The 26239-nt window shown below is 46.1% G+C and carries 23 protein-coding genes and 1 pseudogene; 7 read left to right on the top strand and 17 right to left on the bottom strand.

Features of this window, described 5'->3' with window-relative positions; all coding sequences use genetic code 11:
- The first annotated feature begins 88 nt into the window (after positions 1-88).
- Complete coding sequence (locus ACQEXT_RS09625; RefSeq protein WP_426951802.1) at positions 89-1975, top strand: methyl-accepting chemotaxis protein; 1887 nt, start codon at positions 89-91, stop codon at positions 1973-1975.
- 185 nt (positions 1976-2160) lie between these two features.
- On the opposite strand, the gene ACQEXT_RS09630 is transcribed toward ACQEXT_RS09625, so the two are convergent.
- The 8 genes from ACQEXT_RS09630 to gcl form a co-directional block, all read right to left on the bottom strand.
- Entirely contained in the window at positions 2161-3399 is a 1239-nt protein-coding gene (locus ACQEXT_RS09630) for a DEAD/DEAH box helicase (RefSeq protein WP_426951804.1), read from the bottom strand.
- 221 nt (positions 3400-3620) lie between these two features.
- Positions 3621-4235 (bottom strand): TetR/AcrR family transcriptional regulator, encoded by a 615-nt coding sequence (locus ACQEXT_RS09635; RefSeq protein WP_138971641.1) that lies wholly within the window; start codon positions 4233-4235, stop codon positions 3621-3623.
- A gap of 227 nt (positions 4236-4462) precedes the next feature.
- Positions 4463-5599: a glycerate kinase gene (locus ACQEXT_RS09640; protein WP_426951805.1), complete on the bottom strand. Its 1137-nt coding sequence runs from the start codon at positions 5597-5599 to the stop codon at positions 4463-4465.
- 22 nt (positions 5600-5621) lie between these two features.
- Complete coding sequence (locus ACQEXT_RS09645; protein ID WP_138971643.1) at positions 5622-6974, bottom strand: GntP family permease; 1353 nt, start codon at positions 6972-6974, stop codon at positions 5622-5624.
- Between the two features lie 181 nt (positions 6975-7155).
- Complete coding sequence (locus ACQEXT_RS09650; RefSeq protein ID WP_426951806.1) at positions 7156-8298, bottom strand: sugar diacid recognition domain-containing protein; 1143 nt, start codon at positions 8296-8298, stop codon at positions 7156-7158.
- A gap of 297 nt (positions 8299-8595) precedes the next feature.
- A complete protein-coding gene (locus tag ACQEXT_RS09655; RefSeq protein WP_426951807.1) occupies positions 8596-9492 on the bottom strand; it encodes a 2-hydroxy-3-oxopropionate reductase in 897 nt (298 codons plus the stop codon).
- A gap of 52 nt (positions 9493-9544) precedes the next feature.
- Positions 9545-10321, bottom strand: a complete 777-nt coding sequence (gene hyi / locus ACQEXT_RS09660) for a hydroxypyruvate isomerase (protein WP_269375332.1) — start codon at positions 10319-10321, stop codon at positions 9545-9547.
- A 24-nt stretch (positions 10322-10345) separates the two neighbouring features.
- Positions 10346-12121, bottom strand: coding sequence for a glyoxylate carboligase (gene gcl / locus ACQEXT_RS09665; protein ID WP_426951808.1), 1776 nt, complete (start codon positions 12119-12121; stop codon positions 10346-10348).
- Positions 12122-12433: 312 nt separating this feature from the next.
- Here gcl and aceB point away from each other — a divergent pair, with 312 nt between their 5' ends.
- Both aceB and ACQEXT_RS09675 read left to right on the top strand, forming a co-directional pair.
- Positions 12434-14062: a malate synthase A gene (gene aceB, locus ACQEXT_RS09670; protein ID WP_426951810.1), complete on the top strand. Its 1629-nt coding sequence runs from the start codon at positions 12434-12436 to the stop codon at positions 14060-14062.
- A gap of 56 nt (positions 14063-14118) precedes the next feature.
- Positions 14119-14556: a GlcG/HbpS family heme-binding protein gene (locus ACQEXT_RS09675; protein WP_426951811.1), complete on the top strand. Its 438-nt coding sequence runs from the start codon at positions 14119-14121 to the stop codon at positions 14554-14556.
- Positions 14557-14615: 59 nt separating this feature from the next.
- Here ACQEXT_RS09675 and ACQEXT_RS09680 read toward each other — a convergent pair whose 3' ends face one another.
- A complete protein-coding gene (locus ACQEXT_RS09680) occupies positions 14616-15098 on the bottom strand; it encodes a MarR family winged helix-turn-helix transcriptional regulator (protein ID WP_269375329.1) in 483 nt (160 codons plus the stop codon).
- 119 nt (positions 15099-15217) lie between these two features.
- Here ACQEXT_RS09680 and ACQEXT_RS09685 point away from each other — a divergent pair, with 119 nt between their 5' ends.
- Entirely contained in the window at positions 15218-16117 is a 900-nt protein-coding gene (locus ACQEXT_RS09685; protein WP_426951812.1) for a DMT family transporter, read from the top strand.
- Between the two features lie 58 nt (positions 16118-16175).
- On the opposite strand, the pseudogene ACQEXT_RS09690 reads toward ACQEXT_RS09685, so the two are convergent.
- The 8 genes and pseudogenes from ACQEXT_RS09690 to ACQEXT_RS09725 all read right to left on the bottom strand — a co-directional run.
- Positions 16176-16265: pseudogene (locus ACQEXT_RS09690) on the bottom strand (sugar O-acetyltransferase); the annotation flags it as partial.
- Positions 16266-16349: 84 nt separating this feature from the next.
- Positions 16350-16772: a hypothetical protein gene (locus ACQEXT_RS09695; protein ID WP_138971580.1), complete on the bottom strand. Its 423-nt coding sequence runs from the start codon at positions 16770-16772 to the stop codon at positions 16350-16352.
- Positions 16773-16971: 199 nt separating this feature from the next.
- A complete protein-coding gene (locus ACQEXT_RS09700) occupies positions 16972-17853 on the bottom strand; it encodes an L-ribulose-5-phosphate 3-epimerase (protein ID WP_426951813.1) in 882 nt (293 codons plus the stop codon).
- Positions 17854-17862: 9 nt separating this feature from the next.
- Positions 17863-18510, bottom strand: coding sequence for a 3-keto-L-gulonate-6-phosphate decarboxylase UlaD (locus ACQEXT_RS09705; RefSeq protein ID WP_138971582.1), 648 nt, complete (start codon positions 18508-18510; stop codon positions 17863-17865).
- 4 nt (positions 18511-18514) lie between these two features.
- Positions 18515-19336 carry a Cof-type HAD-IIB family hydrolase gene (locus ACQEXT_RS09710; protein WP_138971583.1) on the bottom strand — a complete coding sequence of 274 codons (822 nt, stop codon included), beginning with the start codon at positions 19334-19336 and terminating at the stop codon, positions 18515-18517.
- 24 nt (positions 19337-19360) lie between these two features.
- Positions 19361-20053, bottom strand: coding sequence for an L-ribulose-5-phosphate 4-epimerase (locus tag ACQEXT_RS09715; RefSeq protein WP_138971584.1), 693 nt, complete (start codon positions 20051-20053; stop codon positions 19361-19363).
- A gap of 9 nt (positions 20054-20062) precedes the next feature.
- Positions 20063-20539 carry a PTS sugar transporter subunit IIA gene (locus ACQEXT_RS09720; RefSeq protein WP_138971585.1) on the bottom strand — a complete coding sequence of 159 codons (477 nt, stop codon included), beginning with the start codon at positions 20537-20539 and terminating at the stop codon, positions 20063-20065.
- Positions 20540-20617: 78 nt separating this feature from the next.
- Entirely contained in the window at positions 20618-22378 is a 1761-nt protein-coding gene (locus ACQEXT_RS09725; protein WP_426951815.1) for a PTS ascorbate-specific subunit IIBC, read from the bottom strand.
- Positions 22379-22742: 364 nt separating this feature from the next.
- Here ACQEXT_RS09725 and ulaR point away from each other — a divergent pair, with 364 nt between their 5' ends.
- The 3 genes from ulaR to ACQEXT_RS09740 all read left to right on the top strand — a co-directional run bounded on the left by ulaR (position 22743) and on the right by ACQEXT_RS09740 (position 26066).
- Positions 22743-23498 (top strand): HTH-type transcriptional regulator UlaR, encoded by a 756-nt coding sequence (ulaR, locus tag ACQEXT_RS09730; RefSeq protein WP_138971587.1) that lies wholly within the window; start codon positions 22743-22745, stop codon positions 23496-23498.
- Between the two features lie 112 nt (positions 23499-23610).
- Positions 23611-24678 (top strand): L-ascorbate 6-phosphate lactonase, encoded by a 1068-nt coding sequence (gene ulaG / locus ACQEXT_RS09735; protein ID WP_138971588.1) that lies wholly within the window; start codon positions 23611-23613, stop codon positions 24676-24678.
- Positions 24679-24818: 140 nt separating this feature from the next.
- Entirely contained in the window at positions 24819-26066 is a 1248-nt protein-coding gene (locus ACQEXT_RS09740) for a leucine-rich repeat-containing protein kinase family protein (RefSeq protein ID WP_426951817.1), read from the top strand.
- Positions 26067-26239 lie beyond the last annotated feature (173 nt).

Consider the following 26239-nt stretch of genomic DNA (forward strand, 5'->3'; position numbering starts at 1 on the left):
ATTATTTAATTCACGCTTAGAAATTATATTTGCGCCACTTTCGCTTGTTACATTACTTACTGAACTTAATACTAAAATAAGGTTTCCAATGTTTAAGAAACTGTCACTTAAAAACAAACTCGCGATTTCTGCGAGTACTGCCATCATAGTCGGGGGACTATTGGTCGAAGCACTTTCTTTCAATGCTTCGCTAAGCCGTATGGACACAGAGGTTGAACAGCGCCTTGAGAGTACAACGGCATCTTACAATCAATACGTAACTGACTGGCTGCTATCTAAAGAGCGTGCGTTAACTTCGCTGTCTCAAGAAGTAGATAAAGCCGCAATTGTTACCCACCTCAAACAGGTGAGTCACTCGGCTGCGTTCGACAACGTTTTCCTCGCCTATCCAGATGGTAGCCAGGAAAATGCCAACGGGGTGGTACTACCGCCAGGGAATGACGACCCACGCAAGTGGGGTTGGTACATCAATGCTGTCGCAGACCCTAGTAAAGTCTTTATGGATAACCCAACCGTAGCGGCTGCGACTGGCGCGAATGTAGTTTCACTGGGTAAGGCACTCAATCTACATGGTCAGCAAGTGGTACTGGGTGCGGATGTAGAAATCACCGATATTCTTAACAGCATGGATAAAGTGATCCTGCCAGGTGATGGCTACATGTTCATTGCCAACGAGAAGGGCAACATCTTTACCCATAAAGATACTAAGCTTCTCAACCAACCGGTTAGTCAACTGGGGTTAGACTTCAATACCATTGAAAACGCTTCCCGCAGTGGTCACGATGAGTTCATTTCGATCGCTGGTGAAGAGTATGTTCTGTATGCTCAGAAAATAGATGGGACAACACTAACAACTGTCACGCTGATCAACTACGGCTCTCTGGTGGCACCTTTATTTGATGCAGTTTGGGGGCAAGTGTTAGTAACAGCCATCGTAGTTGTGATTTGTACACTGCTATTCAACCTGCTGTGTAGCATCCTGTTCAGACCGTTAAATAACGTTTCTCATGCGCTAGAGCAGATCGCCAACGGTAGTGGTGACCTTACTCAGCGTATTGAAGTCGAGAGTGACGATGAAGTAGGTCGTCTGGCGAACAACTTCAATACTTTTGTCGGCAGTCTGCAAAAACTGATTGGCCATATTCGTGAACAAGCACATCTCATCAATGGGCAGTCAGACAACAACACGCAGCGTTCGAATAGCGCCGTTTCTGAGATCCATCAACAGCAGCAAGAGATCACTATGGTCGCAACCGCGGTAACAGAGTTAGCAAGCGCTACCCGTGAAATCGCCTCTCATGCAGAGCAAACAGCCGAAGCTGCCCATGGTTCAACGACAAGTACCAATAACGGCCAGTCTTTAGTTCTACGCACTAAAGGGTCAATTAACAGCCTTGCAGAAGAGCTTTCTGAGGCAAGCTCAGTTATCAGTGAATTAGATCGTCACGCGCAAGAGATTTCAACGGTCCTTTCGACGATTCAAGGCATTGCGGAGCAAACCAATCTACTCGCTCTCAACGCAGCTATCGAAGCGGCACGCGCAGGTGAGCAAGGTCGCGGTTTTGCCGTAGTAGCGGATGAAGTTCGAGTGCTGTCGCAGCGTACTCATGCATCCACCGAAGAGATCAAAGCCACGATTGATACACTTCAAAAAACCACAACACGAGCGGTAAGCTTAATGGATAGCAGCTCTAACTTGGCGAGTACCTCAGTATCCGACGCTGACCAAGCAACCAATGCGTTGAGTGAAATTCATCAAGCGGTTTCGTTGATCAGCGATATGGCAACACAAATTGCCACCGCTGCGGAAGAGCAGACACATGTTACAAGTGAGATCACGCAAAACATCACCTCTATTAAAGATGTAGCTGATGAGCTTGTTATCAATGCTCAGGACAGCTCCCAAGAATCAGGCAAGCTGAAGCTGCAAGCCCAAGAACTGACTGACAAAGTGGCAACGTTTAAACTTTCGTAATAATAGTTAGTGTTAGACAAACGGCGAGATTCTAAGTCTCGCCGTTTTTTGTGGTGTGTGTCCTTCAAATCTTGTGGTGTGTGTCCTTCAAATCTCTGCTCAGCAAGTACGGGGCGTACAGGTCAACCCCACTGGCTACAGTGACTCTTATAAGCTTTGGATCGCTCGCTAGATATACTGCCACACTATTTTGCACGTGGCGCAGAGCGCTTAACCTTACCCTGAAACTGTTTAATGCTCTTCTTGCTGTTGGTGCGGCGGTTAGCTTTTTTATCGCGAGGAGCGCGTTTGCTTTCGCCAGTTGACGGCTTATCGGTTACCGGAAAGCCCTCCAATTCAGCCAAAGGCAGTTCACGCTGAGTCAGTGCTCGAATTGCATTCAGCACCTCCATTTCACCATGACAGACTAATGAAAGCGCCATCCCCTGCTCTCCTGCCCTAGCGGTACGGCCAACACGATGAACGTATGTTTCAGCATGCATCGGCAGTTCAAAGTTAACAACGGCTGGCAGTTGATCGATATGAACGCCACGAGCTAACAGATCGGTAGCAATCAAAACCTGACTCTGACCTGTCTTGAACTGAGCAAGAATCTGCTCTCGTTCATTCTGATCTTTGTTTCCATGTAGAGCTTGGCTGAAAATACCCGCCTTATTCAGTTTTTTACTTAGCGCATCTGCGTTCTCTTTGGCACCAATAAACACCAAAACCTGTGACCACTTATTCTGTTGAATCAACTCGATCAAAGCCTTCGTTTTGCTGCCCTTGTTAACCAGATACAAACTTTCAGAAACATCTTTATTAGTACTATTTTGCTGATGAGCGCTAAGTTCAATTGCACTGCGCATCAAGGTGCTTGCCTGTTTTTTAAGCTGATCTGAAAAAGTCGCCGAAAACATCGCCGTCTGACGTTGTTGATTAGTACGACTGGCAATGGTTTGTACATCAGGCCAGAAGCCCATATCCAATAAACGATCCGCTTCATCGAGAACCAAATAAGAGACGCTGTTCAAATTCAGTCCATCATTGATAAGGTCAAGCAGGCGACCCGTTGTCGCAACAATGATCTCCGGTTGCTGCAAAAGAGCTTGCTGTTGTTCAGCTTTATCCACACCACCACATAGACAGATGGCCGATAAGTTAAACGCAGCCGCTGTCTGGTTAAAAACCTGAGTTACCTGTATTGCTAATTCGCGTGTTGGAACGAGTACCACCGCTCGCTGTTTAGGGTCGGCCTTAATCTTCTCTACGAGTGGTAAGGCATAAGCTAACGTTTTACCACTCCCAGTGTTTGCTAATGCGATGAGATCCTTTCCAGCCAATATCTCAGGAATCACCAGAGTTTGGATATCGGTAGGTTTACTGATATCAGCAGATAATGAGCTCACGAGCTCAGGACTAAGTAAAAGAGTACTGAATGGCATGAATTAACGACCTTAGCAACTAGCGAAGAAACAGTGATTGCGTCCATATGGTGTGATAGCTCACAGGAACAGCCAGCAGGGGAGTATATCATCAAAACCCGCGTCACGGCGCGATTCAATAATAGGTAAAGCGGAGAATATTATGGCCGTGATTAACGATACAAAGAGCGGGCAATGGCTCTATTTCTGACATCACTGTGAATAGGAATTAGCTCAATCACCTAGCCGTTGCTCTTAACTCCGCAGCCTTTGATGACTAATTGGGTTAAAAACTCAGCAGCCTGACGATAGTCTTCGTTATCAAGCTGAGGTTTCTGCATCACATTACAGATCTGCCAACCAAAGTCAGCGTATGTCTGAGTAGCCGCCCAGATGGTAAACATGAGGTGTTGAGGGGGAACATCATCCATAAATCCAAGCTGAGACCAGGTCGAGAACTTATCCATCATCATTCGAGCCTGCTTAAAAAGCTCATCACCAATATCTTTTGGCAGTGCTTTCGCACCCGACATCACTTCATTGGCAAACACTTTTGACGCATGAGGGTGATCTCTTGAAATACGTAGTTTGGCTTCTATGTATTGGCTCAAAGCCTCTACCGGATCGCTCAACTCTTCAATAGGACGCGATGCTTCAAGCAATGGCTGAGTCACGGTTTGCAGCACTGCGTAATAGAGCTTGTCTTTGGAACTGAAATAGTAGAACACGTTCGCTTTAGGGATATCAGCGGCCTTGGCAATATCGATCATTTTCGTCGCGGCGTACCCTTGAGTCGCAAACTGCTCACTCGCCACTTCAATGATCAAGTCCTGATTTTTCTGCCTAATGCGAGTCATTACGTATTCCTATATCAATCTGTTAAGTCATAGTAAACAAACTGCTAACAATGGTAAATGACATTACCAAAAAGGTTAGAGCCCGTTTCATTGAGCAAATCCCTGTACCTTATAAGACAAACCAAGTATAGATTTGAATGATAATATCGTAACAAACTTCCAAAGTTTCCATTAAATAAAAACGGCCACTAAAATCGTGGCCGTTGGAAACATGAGAATAAGGTAACTTAATCAAACTTCATTGCTAGCGCAGCCGCAATATTACGTGAGGTCATTTCGACGTTAAATGCTGCTTCTTTTAGCGCCGTCGGTAAGTCCGTCGCACCTAAAACGACACTGTACACCGCATCTAGACCATGATCGTGAACCACACGGCAGTCCTGCGCGGTACTGCCTGCGATACCAATCACAGGCAAGTTATACAGCTTAGCGGTACGAGCAACACCAATCGGTGTTTTGCCATGTATGGTTTGGCTGTCAATTCGCCCTTCACCCGTAATCACTAAGTCTGCATCTTTGATCACTTCAGCAAGATTGACGGCATCCATGACAATGTTGATCCCAGGACGGAGCGTCGCATTAAACAAACCAAGTAACGCAGCCCCTAGCCCTCCAGCAGCACCCGCTCCGGCTTGATCAATCACATCCTTACCGTTGGTCTGAAGAATCACCTTAGCGTAGTGAGCAAGGTTTGCATCTAGCTGAACCACCATTTCTGGCGTCGCTCCCTTTTGGGGACCAAAGATATGTGAAGCACCTTTTGGACCACACAACGGGTTATCAACATCACAGGCCACTTCCAATTGTACGGTCGCTAAACGCGAGTCCAGCCCCGACAAGTCAATACTGACCAAATCAGCCAGAGCGCCGCCACCAAAAGGTAAGTCAACGCCCTTTGCATCAACCAGTTTCGCACCCAGTGCCTGTGCCATACCCACACCGCCATCATTGGTCGAACTGCCACCAATACCGATAATAATATGGTCAACACCTCTATCAAGTGCCGCTTTAATCAGTTCGCCGGTGCCATATGTGGTAGTCAATAATGGGTTTCGCTCATCGGGTTCAACTAAATGAAGGCCTGATGCTGCCGCCATTTCAATAACGGCAGTCGAACCATCACCAAGTAGTCCGTAAAAGCCTGTGACTGGCTGACCCAGAGGCCCCGTCACTTCAACCGTTACGATATCGCCTCCAGTCGCATCAACGAGGGATTGCACTGTGCCTTCCCCACCATCCGCCATCGGCAGTTTGATGTACTCTGCGTCTGGCATGATTTCTTTGAAGCCACTTTCAATCGCAGTCGCCACTTCCATAGCAGTGAGACTTTCTTTGTAAGAGTCTGGAGCGATCACTACTTTCATATATGTTTCCTATTTTGGCTTGTTACAGAAGAACAAGACTTAGAATGTAAACCAGTGTCATTGCTGTCACGCCCTGAACCAGAGTTGCCATGGTTTGTGCGCGGTAAGCGAGTCCAACCGACATGCGGCTAAACTGCGAAACAACCCAGAAGAAGCTGTCGTTCGCATGCGATACCGTCATAGCACCAGCACCAATCGCCATCACTGTAAGTACTCGTCCCATTTCAGAGTCTAGTCCGAGTTGAGCTAACATCGGGGCAACAAGCGCAGACGTAGTCACTAGAGCCACCGTTGACGAACCTTGCGCAGACTTTAGAGCCGCCGCAACGATGAATGGCATAAAGATACCGACGCCCAAAGCAGACAAGGTTGTTCCTAAATATTCACCCAGTGGTGTTGCTTTTAGAACCGCACCAAATGCACCACCAGCACCAGTAATGAGTAGAATTGGAGCCGCCGCGGTAATGCCTTGACTAATACGCTGACCAAACTCTTCAACCTTGTTGTCGCTCTTTAGCAAACGTACTGACAAGAACAAACCAATCAGCAGTGCAGTCAGTGGTTGACCTAAGAACACCAACACATCAAACAGTGCACCCTCACCCAAAGGTAGGCTTGGGAACTTGGCAATTGAGCCAAAACAGATCAATAAAATAGGCACAAAGATTGGTGCAAATGCCTGCCCCGCAGTCGGCAGCTCGCCGTAAGAGGCTTTAAGTTCTTTCCAGTCCTGCTTGATCTCTTCTGCCTGTTCAGCCGCATCTGGTTCAACATCTTTAAAACGATTAGCCCACAACATACCCGCTAGCGCTGCGGTTGCGGCAACAAAGATACCCACACCAATAACCAGACCTAGATTAGATTCAAGACCTAGATTACCTGCGGCAGCAATTGGACCAGGAGTTGGCGGCACGAATGTATGCGTTGCGTATAAACCCGTTGCTAGCGCCACACTCATTGCGACACTGGATGTTTTCATACGGTTTGCCAATGACTCTTTCAGCGAGTTAAGGATGACAAAACCAGAATCACAAAAAACAGGCACCGACACGATGTAACCAATAATGCTCATCGTCAGAGTCGGGAAACGATCGCCCAGTACTTTAATCACAGTATCGGCCATCGTAATCGCTGCGCCGCTTTTCTCTAGGATGACACCAATTATGGTACCGAGAACAATCACTAGGCCGATATAGCCAAGAATGCCGCCAAAACCTGAAGCGATGGTCTTAGCAATACTGTCAGCTGGTAAGCCGTAAGCAAATGCAGCTAAAAATGCTGCTACGATGAGTGCTAAAAAGGGGTGTAACTTAAACTTGGTGGTTGCGAGGACGATAAAGGCTATCACCCCCAGCAGGATTAGGATCAGACTCATGATAACTCCGTTTATAGTAATGTTTGTTCTCTACGCCAGAACTCATTTCCGACATTGAGGGTGTCAGTAGGGACGGGGTTATTATTCAGTGATTCCACCATCATTCCTTTATGCAAACTGACAAATTTTAAGCAACCAAGACGCCTTAAATATGTCACATTGCACAAATTACTCTATTAAATTACAAACATTCAAGTGCTAAATATAACTGCACCTTATGATCTAACTTATTGATTTTTAAGTTAGTAATTTCTTCTATCTTATCTAGCCTATATCGCAGAGTATTACGGTGAATATGTAGCGCTGCACAAGCTTGAGCTAGATCGCAGTCTTGATCAAAAAACACTCTGAGCGTCTTAATAAGTACGCCTTTGCTATCGTGTCGCACCAGTTTTTCTAGCGGTTCCGTCAGTTGAGAGCGCCTCCATTGGTCTTGTTTTAGTCCGCCAACCAATACTGACAACTTATGATCTTGATAGAACAAGATCGCTTCTTTGCTCTTCTCTGCACTCGCAAGCGTCGCTTTAGCGGTTTCGTAAGAGCGAGCTAAACCCGCTACCCCAGAAAAGTATTGCCCTAGTGCGATCTGAATTGAGAAGTCCGCTTCCTGCGCGATGCGTTTCAACAGACGTTTAACCCGCGCTCTCTCTTCATTCTGGTTCCAGTTCCCTTCCACAAGAGTCACTGGTTTTAGCACCACCACTTCGTTCATTGACACAGAGACTATGCCAACAATATTGTCTCGTTCAGGATAGTCCAAGAGATGCACCAGCTTCTGCAAATGCTCTAATGTCAATGACTGTCCCTGTTTCGGTATAACCTTTACTACGGCCGCAACTCTTGGCTGCGCAAGATTCAGATCCAGTCTCTCTGCGATCGATAGCAGTTGGTTCTCGTTTAGGGTCGACCCTTGTATTAGTTGCATCAGCAACTCTTCTCGATGACGCTTGTTCCACTGAATCTGTGCCATCAAGGCTTCTTGCTCAATGATCAGTTCTGCCGTCATCTTGACCAATTCGCCATAACTTCTGACGTCATCCGGTTGGCCCGATATGCCTACCACTCCGATCACTTTGTCTTGATAAAGAATGGGGAGATTGATTCCCTCTTTTACACCAATCAGTGTACTGGCAACCGTCTGATTAATTTCAATAGTACGGTTATCATGAATCGCCAGTAAGGCTCCCTCGTGAGTACGATGTAAACGGGTTGGATCACTGGATCCGATAATCTGTCCGTTCTCGTCCATCACGTTAACGGGAAACTGGATAATTTTCGTCGCACGTTCAACAATTTGACGAGCGATTAGGGTATTTAACTGCATCTCTTTTGCCCTGTGATATCAGCCTGTCGGCATACCCGATTAACATATCACAAGCCTCACTCTATAAACTGAACTCACTATATTGCGCAGTTCACAATGAGAAGAAAAAATCCCGAAGTAAGTACGCCAGGTGCCTGCTAAGACGGAGCCCGATAAGCACTCCTACCTTTTGCCTTACAACGGGAACGCGTATAGAAGGAGACAAAAAACTACGCGATTTAGTAGCAATAAATTTAGGGTTCATACCAAACCCAAGGAGCAATAAAGGGAGAGGAATCCTTTACGCCCCGGATGGAATTACTTTCTGATTGAATGATCAGAGCGTTTCTCAATCGCTTTAATCAAAGCAGAATGATCCCAATTTTGGCCACCTAACGCCGCGCAATCTTCAAACAGCTCTTGAGCTGTGGCGGTATTAGGTAGTGCAACTCCCAGCTCTTTCGCGCCTGTCAGTGCAAGATCTAGGTCTTTTTGGTGTAGAGAGATTCTAAAGCCCGGATCGAAGGTACCTTCAATCATGCGCTCACCGTGAACTTCGAGAATCTTCGAGCTAGCAAAACCACCTAATAGAGCCTGACGGACTCGTGCGGGATCCGCACCGGCTTTTGAAGCAAACACTAACGCTTCAGAAACCGCTTCAATGTTTAAAGCAACGATAATTTGGTTGGCTACTTTACACGTTTGACCCGCACCATTGTCGCCCACCAAAGTGATATTTTTACCCATAGCTTCGAACAGTGGACGGGCTTTATCAAACGCTTGTTGTGAACCACCCACCATGATGCTTAAAGTGGCGTTAACCGCACCCACTTCACCACCCGACACTGGCGCATCGAGATACTGAGCACCACTTTCATTAATACGTGCCGCAATCGCCTTGGTTGCCATTGGTGAAATCGAACTCATGTCGATAACCAATTTGCCCTCAGCGCTAGTCGCTGTCAGGCCAGCTTCAACACCTTTTTCACCAAATAGCACATCTTCAACCTGAGGTGTGTTTGGCACCATGAGGATAACCACATCGGCTAAACGTGTTGCCTCTTCTGGTGAGTGACAAACTATCGCTCCCGCTTGCACAAGATCTTTTGGCGGTGGGTTGAAATGGTCTGAAACCACAATGTCATAGCCTGCTTTTTGTAGGTTGGCAGCCATTGGTCTGCCCATGATTCCAGTACCGATAAATGCAATTTTCATATTCTGTTCTCCGTAACTTGTGCCTACCTGTATAAGGTGGGCAATACCGTAATTAACGGTATAAGTTGATCCAATCTAAGCCTTCTGCTGTGGTTGTTTTCGGCTTGTATTCACAGCCAACCCAACCTTGATAGCCGAGATCATCCAAATGCTTGAGGATAAATGGGTAGTTGATTTCCCCCGTCCCCGGTTCATGTCGTCCTGGATTGTCAGCCAACTGCACATGAGCGATTTGCTCGATGTTCGCTGACATGGTTGGTGCCAAATCACCTTCCATGATCTGCATGTGGTAGATGTCATACTGAATAAACAGGTTGTCACTACCGACTTCCTTGATGATCGCTTTCGCTTGCTCTGTGGTATTAAGGAAGAAACCCGGGATATCACGCGTGTTAATCGCTTCAATAACCAGACGAATACCCGCTTCTTTAAGTGCTTGAGCGGCGTAACGAAGGTTAATCACAAATGCGGCGTGTGCATCGTGTTGGCTTACGCCCTGTGGAACGATCCCCGCAAGACAGTTGATTTGGGTATTACCCAGTACTTTGGCGTATTTGATCGCAGTTGCGACGCCTGCCTGAAACTCCTCAATTCGCTTTGGGTCCACCGCGATACCGCGATCGCCTGCTTCCCAATCACCGGCCGGCAAGTTGAAGAGCACTTGGGTAAGTTGGTTTTCATCAAGCTTCTCCTTAATTTGCTGCGCTTCTAAGGCGTAAGGGAAAAGGTATTCCACGCCTGAGAAACCGGCCTTAGCGGCGGCTTCAAAACGATCTTCGAAGTCCAGTTCGGTAAACAACATCGAAAGGTTTGCTGCAAACTTAGCCATTTTGATTTCCTTATTCTGTCTTGATTAGCTGTTGTGAATCAGTGCTGTCGGCGCATCATCAACACTCTCTGCTAGCGCTTCAAACTCATTGATCGCATCTATTTCAACGCCCATGGCAATATTGGTGACACGTTCAAGAATAACTTCAACAACCACTGGAACCTTGTGCTTATTCATGAGCTCTTTCGCTTGTGCGAATGCCACCTGCATTTGCTCTGGGTCAGTAACACGAATCGCTTTACAACCTAGACCTTCGACGACCGCCACATGGTCAACACCGTAGCCATTAAGTTCGGGGGCATTTTGGTTCTCGAACGCAAGTTGAACACAGTAATCAATGTCGAACTGACGCTGAGCCTGTCGAATCAAACCTAGGTAGGAGTTGTTCACCAATACATGGATGTAAGGCAAATTAAACTGAGCACCAACCGCTAATTCCTCGATCATAAACTGGAAATCATAGTCACCAGAGATAGCGACGATATCTCGATTTGGATCCGCTGCACGAACACCTAGTGCCGCTGGAGTTGTCCAACCTAACGGACCCGCCTGACCACAGTTAATCCAGTGACGCGGTTTGTATACATGTAAGAACTGGGCAGCAGCGATTTGCGACAGACCAATGGTGCTGACGTAACAGGTATCGCGACCAAACGCCTTATTCATCTCTTCATAAACACGCATTGGTTTGATTGGCGCATCGGTGTAATGGGTTTTACGTAGCATCGTCGCTTTGCGCTGCTGACATTGGCCCACCCAAGCACTACGATTTGGCAATTTACCAGCGTCTCGCCACTCACGAGCCACTTCAACCAAGAGTTCTAATGCCGCTTTAGCGTCAGAGACAATGCCTAAGTCTGGACAGAACACTCGACCAATTTGCGTCGGTTCGATATCAACGTGAACAAACTTACGTCCTTTAGTGTAAACATCCAGTGAGCCGGTATGTCGGTTCGCCCAACGGTTACCGATACCAAAGACAAAATCAGACTCAAGTAGAGTGGCGTTACCGTAACGATGTGCGGTCTGCAAGCCAACCATACCCGCCATGAGCTCATGGTCATCGGCAATAGAACCCCAGCCCATTAAAGTAGGGATGACGGGGACGCCAGTGATCTCGGCGAATTGCTGCAACAATTGTTCAGCGCCCGCATTAATCACGCCCCCACCAGAAACAATCACTGGATTTTCTGATTCGCATAGCATTGCCATCGCTTTCTCAACCTGAGCTCGAGTGGCTTTGGGTTGGTAAGCTTCCAACGGCTCATAGGTATCAATATCAAATTCAATTTCCGTTAACTGTACGTCTATCGGAAGATCGATAAGAACCGGACCAGGGCGGCCAGAACGCATCAGATGGAATGCATGCTGGAATGCTCGTGGCACCTGAGCGGGCTCTAGAACTGTCGTCGCCCACTTGGTGACAGGTTTGGCAATCGACTCAATATCAACCGCCTGAAAATCTTCTTTGTGCAAACGCGCACGTGGTGCCTGTCCGGTAATACACAAGATTGGAATTGAATCAGCCGATGCCGAGTAAAGACCAGTAATCATATCCGTACCCGCTGGGCCTGATGTACCGATACACACACCAATATTGTTTTGATTGGTGCGGGTGTAACCTTCAGCCATATGCGACGCACCTTCCACGTGACGCGCTAAAACATGATCGATTCCACCAAGCTTTTTCATTGCTGCGTACATTGGGTTGATGGCTGCACCAGGAACGCCAAAGGCAATGTTTACACCTTCCTTCTTCAACACCTCTACCGCTGCTTCAATAGCCTTCATCTTTGCCATGCGAACCTCCATTTCGATTGTATACAATTCAAAGATACTTTGTGTACTATGAATCATATTTAGAATTTGGCAACCCCAAATGCAACATTTTTTCAACATAGAGCATTTACTTTAAGCGTTCACTAACCCTTTAAAGCCTAGAAATCATTACTTCACATAAAATATCTTTACATAAAAATAATTCCCCATACGCTCAAATGAAAAACAATTGTTAAATACCCTTTGATTGTTTACATAAATTGAAATATAAGTATTCGTGAACAATCAATTTTGTACACAAAATCATTCGATATTGTTTAAAGGAGACGAACAATGAGTATGAACGATGTAGCAGAAAGAGAAGAGACTGCCTGTCTACGCGTGGTTGGTAATACAGAGAACCCAGAATTCCAAGCCATACTGTCTAAAGAGGCTCTCTCTTTCCTAACCAAACTTGTAGAGAAGTTTGCACCGCGTAGAGATGCACTATTGCAAGCTCGCGAAGAACAACAAAAGCGTTATGACGCTGGCGAATTGCCGGGCTTTCGCGCTGATACTAAGCAAATTCGGAATGACAAGAGCTGGAAGATCGCCACACCACCCCCAGAACTGCTTGACCGACGAGTAGAAATTACAGGTCCAATAGATCGTAAGATGGTGATCAATGCACTTAATTCTGGCGCTAAAGTGTTTATGTGCTGCTTTGAAGATGCGTCATCCCCAACATGGGAGAACATGGTTCAAGGTCAGATTAACCTACGCGATGCAAATGCTCGCACTATTAGTTATCACGACGAAGCAAAAAACAAACATTATCAGCTCAGTGATGACCCTGCACTACTGATTGCCCGTCCGCGAGGCCTGCACCTGCCGGAACAATCAATTCAATACGCAGACAAACCCATTCCAGGTTGTTTGATGGATTTTGCACTTTACTTCTATCACAACTATTTGGCACGTGCTGAGCAAGGACTCGGTGTGTACTACTACATTCCTAAGCTGGAAAGCATGGAAGAATCCCAATGGTGGGATGATGTTTTCTCATTCACCGAAGATTACTTTGGCGTGCAACGCGGCACCATTCGCGCCACAGTGCTCATCGAAACCCTACCAGCCGTATTCCAGATGGATGAAATGCTGTATGCCATGCGCGACCACATCGTCGCAATGAACTGTGGTCGCTGGGACTATATTTTCAGCTACATCAAAACGTTGAAAAATCACGCTGATCGCATTCTTCCAGACCGTCATGTGGTCGGGATGGACAAAGAGTTCCTCAATGCCTATAGCCAGCTGTTAGTCCGTACTTGCCACCAGCGAGGAGCACTCGCGATGGGGGGAATGTCGGCCTTTATTCCAGCGAAAGATCCCGCAGAGATGGAGCGGGTGACCGCCAAGGTCATCGAAGATAAAGAGCGTGAATCACGTAATGGTCACGATGGTACTTGGGTGGCTCACCCAGCGCTAGTTGACCTCGCAATGTCGGTATTCGAAAAGAACCTTAATGGCAAAGCCAACCAACTTGATTTCGTTAGTCCAATCAACGAAATAGGAGCAGATTTACTGCTTAAACCCTGTGAAGGTAGCCGAGACGAAGCAGGCGTGCGCAAAAACATCCGCATTGCTCTCTACTACATCGAAGCATGGATCCAAGGTCAGGGTTGTGTGCCGATTTATGGCCTGATGGAAGATGCTGCAACGGCGGAAATCTCACGAGCCAACATTTGGCAATGGATACATCATGGCGTCGTACTCGACGACGGACAAACATTTACCAAAGAGCTCTTCCACCAATGGTTGTACCAAGAGCTCGACACCATTAAACAGGAAGTGGGCGACACTCGATTTGCTGCTGGCCGCTTTGAACAAACCGCTGACCTTTTCTTCGAGCTGTCGACAGCAAAAGAGTTCGCCACCTTCCTGACCTTACCAAGCTATCAGCTTCTACAAGGAGCTGAGTAATACCTCGCTGACTTACACTGTGTAAGTCAGGCTGGTAAACGTTAACAGGAGATAACATGGGAAGTTTAACTCTAGAACAAGCACTGTCCGTCATAGACGGCACCTTTCAGGCAGGCTTAAAGAACAAATGCGCACCGCTTACGGTCGCTGTTCTCGACAGCGGGGGTAAGCTGATTTCCCTGCAACGTCAAGATGGCTCTAGTATGATGCGACCAGACATCGCCATCGCTAAAGCTTGGGGGGCACTCGCGCTCGGTTGTTCGTCGAGGAAACTCGCTCAGGATGCCGACAGCCGTCCTGCATTTATCTCCGCCGTTAACGTATTGGCTCACGGTAATATGGTTCCAGTGCCCGGTGGGTTGCTGATCCGCGATGCTGAAAAGAACATTCTCGGTGCAGTCGGTGTCAGTGGTGATCTGTCCGATATTGATGAGTCTTGCGCACTTGGAGGCATTGATCACGCACGACTCTACTGTGACGAAGCCATCTCTTAACTCGCTCTCCATAATAAAAAACGCCCTCAGCTAAGGGCGTTATTTATTCATCTGAACAGTTACTCATACTGAGTCAACCAACTCTTTAGAATCGTATTGAGCTGCTTCTTCTGGTTAGCATTCATACCTTTAACCAGCTTGGCCTGAACTGCCGCATGCTCTTCGATGATTTTATCAATCAGAACAAAACCATCTTGGGTCAGTTCTACAGTGACGCTGCGGCGATCTTCTTTGCTGTGCTCTCGGCTAATCAGCCCTTTTGATTCCAGTTTATCTAAGCGGTTAGTCATCGCTCCAGACGTTAACATCATCGAATCAATCAGCTCTGAGGGAGTAAGGCGAAAGGGTTTCCCACTGCGACGCAGTGTCGCCAGTACATCAAACTCTCCCAATTTTAGGTCATAGCGCTTATGTAGCTGAGCAACTTCAGTCTCCATATATTTGGCGATTCGCATCAATCGCCCCATTATGGCCATCGGCTCTGTCTCTAGATCCGGCTTTTCCTTAGCCCAATGCTCTACTACTCTATCAATAGCGTCCATGAATGTTTGTCTCCAGTAACAAAATGCTGTTTCGAATATCTTAACATAGAGATACTTTACAAACAGCGATTTTAAGCGTACATTCCTCACAAAAGTATCTTAACGTAAAGATAGTTATTATGAATATACTACTTGCCATGATTCCGGCATTCTTTTGGGGAACCACCTATGCGGTCACGCAATATACACTTGCGGACTGGCCTCCCCTATTACTGGGCGCGATTCGCGCACTACCAGCCGGACTTCTGTTGTTGGCATTCAGACCTAGTCTGCCGAAAAAAGGCGACTGGCAAATCCTATTTAGTCTTGGATTAATCAACATCGCGACCTTCTTTGGTTTGATCTTCGTGATGGCTCTGACTCTGCCATCGGCGATCTCCGGCGTCGGGATGATTTCTGTTCCAGTGTTTGCCATGGTTTATAACTGGCTGATCAACAAACGTCGCCCTGGTATCGTTCAAGCGGTAAGTGGGGCGACCTTAATCGTTTTGGCGTGGATGTTGTTTGATCCTAGTTCAATCACGCTTAACCCTATTGGCCTAGGCGCTATGCTGGCAGCCATCATGTGTATTGTTGTTGGTAGTTCGCTAACTAAATCACTGGGTAGCCGGATGCACTGGTGGACAGTGCTAACATGGCAACTGATTCTTGGTGGTGTGATTTTATCGGTTGCCGCAGGCGTTCAGGCCGTAATAGAGCCGACTAAGTACGCGGCGCTGGCGCACAATTTCTCAATGACTAACTTGTCAGGTCTACTTTGGGTGGTTGGTTTGAATACCGCTCTTGGCTATGGCATGTATGTTTGGTTGTTGCAACGCATGTCTGTCGTCGATTTTACGTTTGGGGGAATTGCTAACCCAATTGCAGGTATTGTGTCAGGGCTAGTACTGCTTGGAGAGTCTTTCACACCATTCCAGTACAGCTTAATGGTTGGCATGATTGTGATGTCATTACTGCCTCAAGCCATACTTGCTATCCGGCAAAATCGCCCAGCCCCTGCTGAGTGCCAAACCCAATAGCCTAAAAAGCCGGATTGATGCCATGAGTTCTCTCGTAGCATCAATCCAATTGGCTCTATGACTGCTCAATAGTTTTAAGTACCCGACGCTGCTCATCCCATGCCTGATAAGGCTCTCCCGCTAACATTTTCTCTTTTTCAGTTCTCATTACTGTCACCGCTATCGTATTCTGACATCTCTGCGTCTGCGTGAAATATCGCGCATCAACAACAATTTTACGCCTGAGAATGCCTCATTTGGTGACGAAAAACTTGCTATAAGTGCTCACTTGACCGTTGATGTACTCGATACCACTATGGATGTTATCAGTGCTGCTACCAACGATTTGGTACTCTACGACAAATTCACCACTAATCACCTTAATAAATAAAAATCCATCAACCACCTTCCAAAGCCCTTGAAGAGATTTATCGCTGAAGAGATCTTTTTCTAATAGTGTGCCATTAGGGTTAAGGCGGATTTGTGACGCAAAACCATCAATATTCACTTTGACCCAAGTCTGTTGATGGACTTCGTAGCTCAATATTTTACGATGTTTTTTCACCCACTCAATGAGCTCTTGCTCTTGGCTAGCAGTCAAGGTCGGTAAATCTTCCATCTCCAACAACGTGTGATGTTTTTCGTACCAGAACAGTTGTAAGTGAAGCAGTTTCATGTGCGTAGGCAGCTTATCGGTGGAAAAGTCAGCGCAACTTTGCGTCAAGCTAAGCTGTAAGTCAAATCTTATACGTTCGACTGAAAGTGTGCAGCATAATACGGGGGGATTTATGCTGCACTATCCCAGTTGGGATCAACGGTGCTTAAACAAGCTCCGGAGCAGGAGGCTCTAGGAAACTAAAATATTTAACGCAGAACTAAGCCGCAAATAGTTTCGGCAGATTGGCATGGTCACAAGCTTGATTTAATCTGTGTTGAGCAGTCATTATGTTCTGTTTCCAATTATCATCTTGCGCCCACATTTCAATGACCAATGGTACAACACAATCCGTCTGCTTAAGCGTAGTAAAGATGGCGTTGAAATCGACCTCACCCTCCCCTATAACAAGATCCCGAAACTGACCTTGAGAATCAGGCGTCACTCGGTAGGTATCTTTGAGATGAATCTGCGTGATATGTGGCTTGCTCAACTTTAACTCTGTCACGACGTCATAGTTCCACCCAGAGATGTTACCTACATCGGGGTAAGCGGTGAAGTACGGAGAGTCAACTTCTCGACGTAGCAGCTCAAATTTACTCAAGGAGTTAAGATAGTCGGTATCCATTATCTCAACCGCAAGCATCACACCCGCTCGTTCGGCTAACTTAGCAGACTGTTGCATCCCTTCGATAAATCGTTGGTGAGATACATGATTTGAAGGCTCATAGTAAACATCGTACCCAGCAAGTTGAATGGTACGAATCCCCAGTTTGTATGCCAATGCAATCGCTTTTTCCATATGCAGTAACGCTTGTTTGCGAATTTCAGGATCGGCAGAACCAAAAGGAAATTTGCGGTGCGCACTTAAACACATCGACTGCAAGGGCATAGCGTACTGCTCACACTGGTGACGCAATGCATATATGGTCTCGTCATCCCAATCCAAACGGCAACGACGTTCATCAGACTCATCAACAGATATCTCAAGAAAATCAAAGCCAAGTTGCTTGGTGGTTTTGAGTTTCTCTTCCCAACTAAATCGATTAGGCAGCGCCTTTTCATACAAACCAACACGATGACGTTGCAAGTTTTGAAACATAGCTTCCCCCTAATTCCAGAAACGGTCAATTTGAGTGCGTAGAGATTCCGCCGTTTGCTTGCCCGTTTCTCCCGCTAAGGCACGGCCAGCGATAAAAGTTTTCGCTTGAATACCTTCAAACAGGTAAATATCTTCAGGCACTATACCGCCTGTAATCGACAATTGAAGCCCCAGTTCAGACAGCGCGCGCATCTTATCCAGATCCTCTTCACTCCAGCCAACCCCCGCCAATTCAGCATCTCGTGAGCGGTGATAAATGGCTTGTGAGATACCAAGATCGACCCAAGCCTGCGCATCGGTCATCGTCCAGTTGCCATAAATTTCAATCTGAATTTCACCACCATGTTCATCCGCAACTTTTTTGCATGCTGCAATCGTGGCAATGTGCGCGGCAGCCGAAACCGTGATCCAATCTGCACCCGCTTCAAAAGCCATTTTAGACAGAATGGCACCACCGTCTGTGGTTTTCATGTCACATACAAGAATATGTTTAGGGTGATTTTTGCGTAAGGTAGAAACCGCATTCATCCCTTCGGCAAACGCTAAAATGGTACCGATCTCGATGACATCTACAAAACTTTCAACATTGCTCGCCACTTCAATCGCAGCGGGCAGGTTAGTTTGGTCTAGAGCAATTTGAATCATTGGTTTTGCCATTGTTTTATCCCTTAATTTTTTCACGTATTAGACGGGCTAGCCCATCATGGTTATTATCTGTAGAGCACACGAGCTTTGAGTGTGATTTAACCTGGTCGTCAGCATTGAGCATGGCAACCCCTAAATTGGCGTATTGCAGCATTGAGATGTCATTGTGATTATCTCCCACTGCAATCACATGATTGGCGTGATAGCCTAGCTCGGAAACATACTCAGCTAGGCGATGACCCTTACTGTTACCTTTGGCGGAAAAGTCGATTCGATTTGACCAAGAACGTTCCCCATTAAACTGTCTTTTGACCCATGGATGTTCTAGTAAACGCTCTACAGAACTCGGACACCCTTCGACGACAAATTTCCAAATGTACGGACTCTGTTTCGCCGTTTCGCTGAATGAATCCACTCGGTAGATCTTCGGTCTAAGGGAATTTGGTACCGTACTTGCCCACCCTTCTAAGGCTTGCATATAAGTAATCGGGTTGTAGTTTGAGTAAGTCATCGCATCGGAGATATACATCACCATCTTGACCTGAAACTCTCGTGCTAATTCGATAAAGACCAGCGCATCATCTTTCGCTATCGCATTGTGCTTTAGCACCTGATCGTTGGCATAGTCGTAGACATAAGTGCCATTACAACAGATGATCGGTGTGTCTAGTCCAAGTTCGTAATAATAGGGTCTAGCTGCGGTATGATGGCGTCCAGTGACCACCACCACTTTGCACTTGTGCTTAGCTTCTTGAATTGCTTGCCTTACTTGTGGATGGATAGTGTGTTCATCAGTCAACACTGTGCCATCCAAATCTAATGCTAATACTTTGTACATCGAGTCTCCTCGCAACAAAAAGGGTTAACGCTGGCCGTAATAAGCGTTATCGCCATGTTTACGTAAGTAATGCTTATCAGATAACTCAGGCTGTATCTTGATTCCGCTGTTTAATGAGCGAGTCGCCAAAGCCATCGCTGAAATTTCTTCCAGAACAACGGCATTGTGCACGGCATCATCCGAGTTCTTACCCCATGAAAATGGTGCATGTCCTGCCACTATCACGCTTGGAACCGCCATAGGTTTGATACCGCGCTTTTCAAACTCTTCGATGATAACTAGCCCAGTATTTTGCTCATAAGCTCCGGCAATTTCGTCATGAGATAACTTACGAGTGCAAGGGATATCACCGTAGAAGTAATCCGCATGAGTGGTGCCTAAAGCGGGGATATCAATCCCTGCTTGCGCCCAGATAGTCGCACTACGTGAGTGAGTGTGTACTACGCCACCAACTTCTTGAAATGCTTTATAGATCTCGATATGTGTTGCGGTATCACTCGATGGTTTTAACCTTCCCTCGACCACCTTGCCTTGCAGATCAACCACAACCATGTCATCAGCTGTCATTGCGTCATATTCAACCCCCGAGGGCTTGATAGCGATAACGCCGAGTTGGCGATCGATTTCAGATACATTGCCCCAAGTGAAAGTGACTAGACCATATTTAGGCAGCTTAAGGTTAGCTTGCAAAACACGTTGCTTGAGTGCGCTATACATACTTTCTCCTTAGACCAATTCCGCAAGAGCTTGATCAATAACGTTAAACACATCGGTCTTAGTACGGCAACGACGTAACTTGTTTAGGTCTACCCCGGTTTCGGACTCTTCATCATCAAGTACACTAGTCACTTCCATTAACCCTTCCATATGCTGATTAGAACAACTACCTGCTAAGGTAATCAGTACATCAACGGGTTCTTCCTCACCATCAAACAACACTGGCTGTTCAAGAGTAACGAGGGCAAATGCGGTTCTAATCACCCCGTCTTCAGGGCGGGCATGAGGCAGTGCTAAGTTTGGCGCTATACAAATGTATGGACCAAGTTTCTCAACACTGTCGATGATGGCTTGATGATAACTTGGCAAAATTGCGCCTGAGGCAATCAACATGTCCGTACCGATAGCGATAGCCTCACGCCAATTGGCTGCACTGGCATGCAGTTTGATTGAGTTATTGTCGATTAGTGATTGCTTAAAACCCATGGTTCTATCTCCAATGGAGTGCCAGCGATAACTGGCACTTAATTATTGTTATTAGATACTTGCCTATTGATTGACAGGCTACTTAGCTTGGACAAAGTTCTTATTGATGATGTCGAGTAGCTCGTCACCAAAAGAGTTTGGATTGAGCATATTTTGTACTCCGAGTACAAACTTGCCCTCTCCAGGTTCCATTTCTGCCGATAGATGCTTTGAAGAAACAATGATGTCTGTCGATGCCAACTTTGACTTGTAGTCAGATACCGCACACGAGTCCATCACATGAGGGATACCTTTTTTCTCCAAGTACTTGCCTATTTTCATTTTCATCATCATCGACGAACCCTGACCATTTCCACATACCGCAAGAATGCTCACCGGACGCACACCATCACTCACTTTGAGTGCTTGCTCGACGGCTTCGATAACTTCAGGCTCTTCACATACCGTCACCACGCCTTGAGCATCTTCTTCCGCACGCAATTGCTTAGCAGCAAAGAACATGTACACGCCAGACAGAGCCAATAGAACAAAGAAGAACATTCCAGATGCTGAGAGGCCTTGCATAATTGGCGGGAATACCAAAGCCCAGTCAGCCATACCCATCCAGCCACTAAATTCAGTACCTTGTTGGCTAAATAGGTGAATAGCCCATGCACTACCTAACACCTCAATGATGCCCATCACAAAACAGATCTTCATCACCGCTCGCCAGCCACCAAAGTGATTGGCAAACACACCAATTGTGGCATTAGAGAAAAACATCGGAATAAATCCAGGAATGATCATAATGGGTGCATCAAATGCCAACATTGCCAGAACTGCAGCAAATTGGCCTAAAGCCCCCCACATAAAACCAAATACCATTGCGTTAGGAGAAAAAGCGTAAATCGCCGCACAATCGATTGCTAATACGGCATTAGGAATAACGCGCTCAGAGATCCCTTTAAATGCCTCCGAAAGTTCGGCAACAAACATACGAACACCAGCAACAATCACTTGAATCGCGACCGCAAACTTAAGACCAGTTTCGAGAATATAAATAGACCAGTGGGTTGAACCCGCCATCTGTTGAAGATTATCCAAACCAAATGAAAGTAAGATAATGCCAAAGAATACCGTCATGACGATGGCCGTTGCCGCAATACTGTCATGGAAAATGTGGAGCCATTTAGGCAACTCAAGATGGTCAACACTGTCTTTTTTGTCGCCCAGTTTTGGCGCAATTTTTGTCGCAATCCAAGAAGCAAACTGCTGTTGGTGACCAATTGAGAAACCCGCACCACCAGTAACTTCTTCTGTCGGTTTAAACATGATGTTGGAAGATATCGCCCAGTAGAGTGCCATCAATACCGCTGAGTAAATGATGGTTTCCCACATGCTCGCGCCAAGAATAAAGTAGAACACGGCAATCAAACCCGCTTGCTGAAACATAATGTGGCCAGTCAGCATGATTGTGCGTATACCCGTATAGCGACGGAGAAGGACAAGAAGAATGTTGATACCCAGCGCAAGAATAACCGCATACCCCACCCAAGAGTAGTTGTCGCCCATGGTTTCCATGGTCGCCATCATTGAGGTGTATGGGTCAATAACCGAGCCAGTTAAACCATGATATTCAGATAGTTTTGAAATCACGGGTTTAAAGCCAGCAACCAGAGTGCCCGCACCGACTTGAACAAGCATAAAGCCGACAACGGTTTTGATTGATCCTTTGATGATAGTAGTGGCATCACGTCTAAGCAGCCAATAGCCAATCAATGTCACTAAGCCCAGCAATAGCGGAGCCTTGGTCATCACTTGGCTGTAAAAAATATAGAAGATGTCGTATAAGAACTCCATATCTTTACCCCTAATAGTCTTTGTATTTTTATTTGGTTTGTAGGACAGGGCGCTTCCATTTGTAGGTAGTGAAATACGCCCTCTTTTGCTCACGGATTAAACTTTAACAATCAAAAGTAATCATTCAATGCTCATTTGTGATTATTTTGATTTTTATCAATTTTGCCTCTCACTTGTGGCTATTTTTGGGTAGCTTGTCACACAGAATTCAGCAAAAAACTTATAAATCAATAGGTTATGTAATATTGTGATTTATAGCATGTTTTTGTTTCACGCCCATTTGACATTCAAAGCGGTGATTATTAGAATCAAAAAAAATCACAAGCAATCACCAAGTAATCACAAACTTGAACAGGTGATAACAATGAATGAAGTACAAAGACACAACGGCATATTGTCGTTATTAGAAGAAAACCACACCATCAATGTTTCACATATCATTGATAGTTTTAATGTTTCTCCTGCGACTGCCCGTCGCGACATTTCAAAACTGGATGAGCTAGGTAAGCTGCGTAAAATTCGCAACGGTGCAGAACGAATAGAAAATCAAAAGAAAAAATGGTCACCACTTAACATCAACAGCACTGACCACTACGAAGAGAAGTCCCTGATTGCACTGCGTGCAGCTGAGTTGTGTGACTCTGGAGATAGTGTCGTGATCAACTGTGGTTCGACCGCATTTTTACTCGGCCAAAAGTTATGTGGCAAAGATGTCCAAATCGTCACAAATTACTTTCCATTGGCGAGCTACCTGATCAATGAAGATCATGAGGACGTGATCATTATTGGGGGACAATACAACAAGGCACAAAACATCTTCCTTAACCCAGCTCCAGATTCATTGGGTAGCTACGCGGGTAATTGGATGTTCACCTCAGGCAAAGGACTGACCGATGCTGGGCTCTATAAAGCAGACATGCTAACCGCCGTGGCCGAGCAACAAATGCTCGAACAAATCGACAAACTGGTCGTGGTCGTTGATAGCTCTAAAGTGGGGCAAAGAACCGGAATGCTTTTCTGCCCAGCAAGTAAAATTGACATTGTCATCACTGGCAAAGATGCCAATCCAGATGTCGTCAAAGCGATAGAAGCCCGTGGTACGCAAGTCATTCTGGTTTAGAAAATAAGTAGATAAATAACAAACACTTAGTTCAGCGTCTCAACTGCCTGTTAAGACGCTTGGCTTCCTGCACCCTAAATTAATCCAATATCGTCAACTCAAAGGTACTGTTATGAGCAAAGTGAATGAAATAACCCGTGAATCTTGGATCTTAAATACCTTCCCAGAATGGGGAACATGGTTAAACGAAGAGATTGAAAACACAGTAGTCGAACCCGATACGTTTTCTATGTGGTGGCTTGGCTGTACAGGCATCTGGCTCAAAAGCGCAGGTAACACCAATATCTCCATCGATTTCTGGTGTGGCACAGGTAAAAAAACGCAAAAGAATGCGTTAATGAAAAACCAGCATCAAATGATGCGCATGGGCGGGGTTGAAGCACTCCAACCTAATTTGCGCACAGCTATCTTCCCGCTTGATCCCTTTGCTATCAAAGAAATCGATGCGGTACTCGCCTCCCACGACCATGCTGATCATATCGATATCAACGTCGCCGCTGCGGTGTTGCAAAACTGCCCTGAGCATGTGAAGTTTATTGGCCCACAAGCTTGTGTCGACTTATGGATCAGTTGGGGTGTACCCGAACAGCGCTGCGTCGTGGCAAAAGTCGGCGATCTGCTTCAAATCGGTGATCTCAAAATCCGAGTTTTGGACTCTTTTGATCGTACAGCACTGGTCACTCTTCCCGAAGGCACATCCTCTTACGACAAAAACATTTTAGATGGAATGGACAAAAGAGCGGTGAACTATTTAATTGAAACAACCGGAGGCTCCGTCTACCACTCAGGGGATTCACACTACTCGAATTACTATGCGGCGCATGGTAACGAATACCAAATCGATGTCGCTCTCCTTTCATACGGGGAAAACCCTCGTGGTGTAACGGATAAGATGACATCATCCGATATTCTTAGAGCTGCAGAGTCTCTCGATTGTGAGGTTGTGGTGCCATTCCACCATGATATCTGGGCTAACTTCCAAAATGATCCACGTGAAATTGAAGTATTGTGGAACATGAAGAAAGATCGCCTGCAATATCAATTTGCTCCATTCTTTTGGCAAGTCGGTGGCAAATACACCTACCCAACGGATAAAGGTCGTATGCACTACCAGCATTTCCGCGGCTTTAAAGACATCTTCAAAAACGAACCTGAACTGCCATTCAAAGCATTCTTGTAATTATCAGCACTACGCCAAGCCGAGTAACACTATACTCGGCTTTATCTGCTCAAAATTGCCCTCTTACCTCGCCTTTATACCTCTATCTGCGTAGAATACGCGCTCTCTTTTTCATTCCAGAGCACATAAAGGCAGCCAGTTTGCATACATTAGAACAACTTAAAAGCGGCGAATTAGCCGGTATTCAACGTCTTCAACTTCGCGAGCAGCTAACAGAGCTACCTCGAGAGATTTTAACTTTGGCTGACTCACTAGAAATTCTGGATGTGTCAGACAACCTTTTAAGTGATCTACCGCAGTGGCTAACTGAGTTAACGGGTTTAAAAATCCTTTTTGCGTCTAACAACCGATTCACACATTTACCTTTGATATTAGGTCAATGTAAGCAGCTCGAAATGGTTGGCTTCAAAAGCAATCAAATCGTCAGAGTTGCCGAGGATTCGTTACCAGAAAAACTGCGTTGGTTAATATTAACTGACAATCAAATTGTGCAGTTACCAGAATCTCTGGGCTATCGACCTCGTCTGCAAAAACTTGCGCTAGCCGGAAACATGATCAAGGAACTGCCATCCAGCTTTGGCAAGTTAAATAACCTCGAGTTAGTGCGCCTGTCGGCCAACCAGCTTGAGCAATTCCCTGATGTGCTGCTGCAACTGCCTAAACTGGCTTGGATGGCCTTTTCTGGTAACCCGTTTTGTGAACGACTATCTCATCAGCAGAGCGTTCCACAAGTCAGCTCCGACAGCTACAAACTCAATCATGTTTTGGGACAAGGGGCTTCAGGCGTCATTTCTCATGCCAACTGGCTAAACTCCGACTTCGACTTCCCTACCAATGTGGCGGTGAAAGTATTCAAAGGTGAAGTGACCAGCGACGGCTACCCTTGTGACGAGCTACAAGCCTGCCTGCAAACTGGGCATCACGATAATCTAGTCAAATCCATCGCTCAGGTTAGTGAGCAGGATTATCTGGCATTGGTGATGGAGTTAATCCCTGATGATTACTTTAATTTAGGCCTGCCACCGACTCTAGAAACCTGTACTCGTGACGTGTTCAAAGCTGACTTCACCCTTTCGGTGAAACAGATAGAAAAGATCGTCGATCAGATGCTGGATGTGTTTCATCATTTGCACGACAACCGAGTATGTCATGGCGATCTTTATGCACATAATGTACTGATCAACGAGCTTGGCGAGATGATCTTTGGTGACTTTGGTGCGGCTAGCGTTTACGACTACCTCAACGAAGCTCAACAGCGCGGCGTACGTAAGATTGAAGCTAGAGCATTGAGCCATTTCATCGATGATTTACTCTCTATATGTAAGCCGATTGATCGTCAGACTGCCGTGTACAAGAGTTTGCGAAACCTCGCTTTAATTACAAGCTAAAGTGTCAAAAGATATAGCGCGATATTGTCGTCGCGTTGTAGCTTTAGTAAGTAACCATCGTTGGTAAATTAATCTTATTGGTACTATTCTTGCTTGCGGGCAACTTTTTGCTCGACCTGAGCAAGATCTTGCTCGATTCGAGCAAAAAGTTGCTCAGCTTGTATATTAACAAA

This window comes from Vibrio sp. TRT 29B02, assembly GCF_050113655.1.
GTDB lineage: Bacteria > Pseudomonadota > Gammaproteobacteria > Enterobacterales > Vibrionaceae > Vibrio.

Coding starts and splice junctions, on each gene's coding strand:
- ACQEXT_RS09625 (WP_426951802.1), top strand. CDS start 89: ATGTTTAAGAAACTGTCACTTAAAAACAAACTCGCGATTTCTGCGAGT.
- ACQEXT_RS09630 (WP_426951804.1), bottom strand. CDS start 3,399: ATGCCATTCAGTACTCTTTTACTTAGTCCTGAGCTCGTGAGCTCATTA.
- ACQEXT_RS09635 (WP_138971641.1), bottom strand. CDS start 4,235: ATGACTCGCATTAGGCAGAAAAATCAGGACTTGATCATTGAAGTGGCG.
- ACQEXT_RS09640 (WP_426951805.1), bottom strand. CDS start 5,599: ATGAAAGTAGTGATCGCTCCAGACTCTTACAAAGAAAGTCTCACTGCT.
- ACQEXT_RS09645 (WP_138971643.1), bottom strand. CDS start 6,974: ATGAGTCTGATCCTAATCCTGCTGGGGGTGATAGCCTTTATCGTCCTC.
- ACQEXT_RS09650 (WP_426951806.1), bottom strand. CDS start 8,298: ATGCAGTTAAATACCCTAATCGCTCGTCAAATTGTTGAACGTGCGACG.
- ACQEXT_RS09655 (WP_426951807.1), bottom strand. CDS start 9,492: ATGAAAATTGCATTTATCGGTACTGGAATCATGGGCAGACCAATGGCT.
- hyi (WP_269375332.1), bottom strand. CDS start 10,321: ATGGCTAAGTTTGCAGCAAACCTTTCGATGTTGTTTACCGAACTGGAC.
- gcl (WP_426951808.1), bottom strand. CDS start 12,121: ATGGCAAAGATGAAGGCTATTGAAGCAGCGGTAGAGGTGTTGAAGAAG.
- aceB (WP_426951810.1), top strand. CDS start 12,434: ATGAGTATGAACGATGTAGCAGAAAGAGAAGAGACTGCCTGTCTACGC.
- ACQEXT_RS09675 (WP_426951811.1), top strand. CDS start 14,119: ATGGGAAGTTTAACTCTAGAACAAGCACTGTCCGTCATAGACGGCACC.
- ACQEXT_RS09680 (WP_269375329.1), bottom strand. CDS start 15,098: ATGGACGCTATTGATAGAGTAGTAGAGCATTGGGCTAAGGAAAAGCCG.
- ACQEXT_RS09685 (WP_426951812.1), top strand. CDS start 15,218: ATGAATATACTACTTGCCATGATTCCGGCATTCTTTTGGGGAACCACC.
- ACQEXT_RS09695 (WP_138971580.1), bottom strand. CDS start 16,772: ATGAAACTGCTTCACTTACAACTGTTCTGGTACGAAAAACATCACACG.
- ACQEXT_RS09700 (WP_426951813.1), bottom strand. CDS start 17,853: ATGTTTCAAAACTTGCAACGTCATCGTGTTGGTTTGTATGAAAAGGCG.
- ACQEXT_RS09705 (WP_138971582.1), bottom strand. CDS start 18,510: ATGGCAAAACCAATGATTCAAATTGCTCTAGACCAAACTAACCTGCCC.
- ACQEXT_RS09710 (WP_138971583.1), bottom strand. CDS start 19,336: ATGTACAAAGTATTAGCATTAGATTTGGATGGCACAGTGTTGACTGAT.
- ACQEXT_RS09715 (WP_138971584.1), bottom strand. CDS start 20,053: ATGTATAGCGCACTCAAGCAACGTGTTTTGCAAGCTAACCTTAAGCTG.
- ACQEXT_RS09720 (WP_138971585.1), bottom strand. CDS start 20,539: ATGGGTTTTAAGCAATCACTAATCGACAATAACTCAATCAAACTGCAT.
- ACQEXT_RS09725 (WP_426951815.1), bottom strand. CDS start 22,378: ATGGAGTTCTTATACGACATCTTCTATATTTTTTACAGCCAAGTGATG.
- ulaR (WP_138971587.1), top strand. CDS start 22,743: ATGAATGAAGTACAAAGACACAACGGCATATTGTCGTTATTAGAAGAA.
- ulaG (WP_138971588.1), top strand. CDS start 23,611: ATGAGCAAAGTGAATGAAATAACCCGTGAATCTTGGATCTTAAATACC.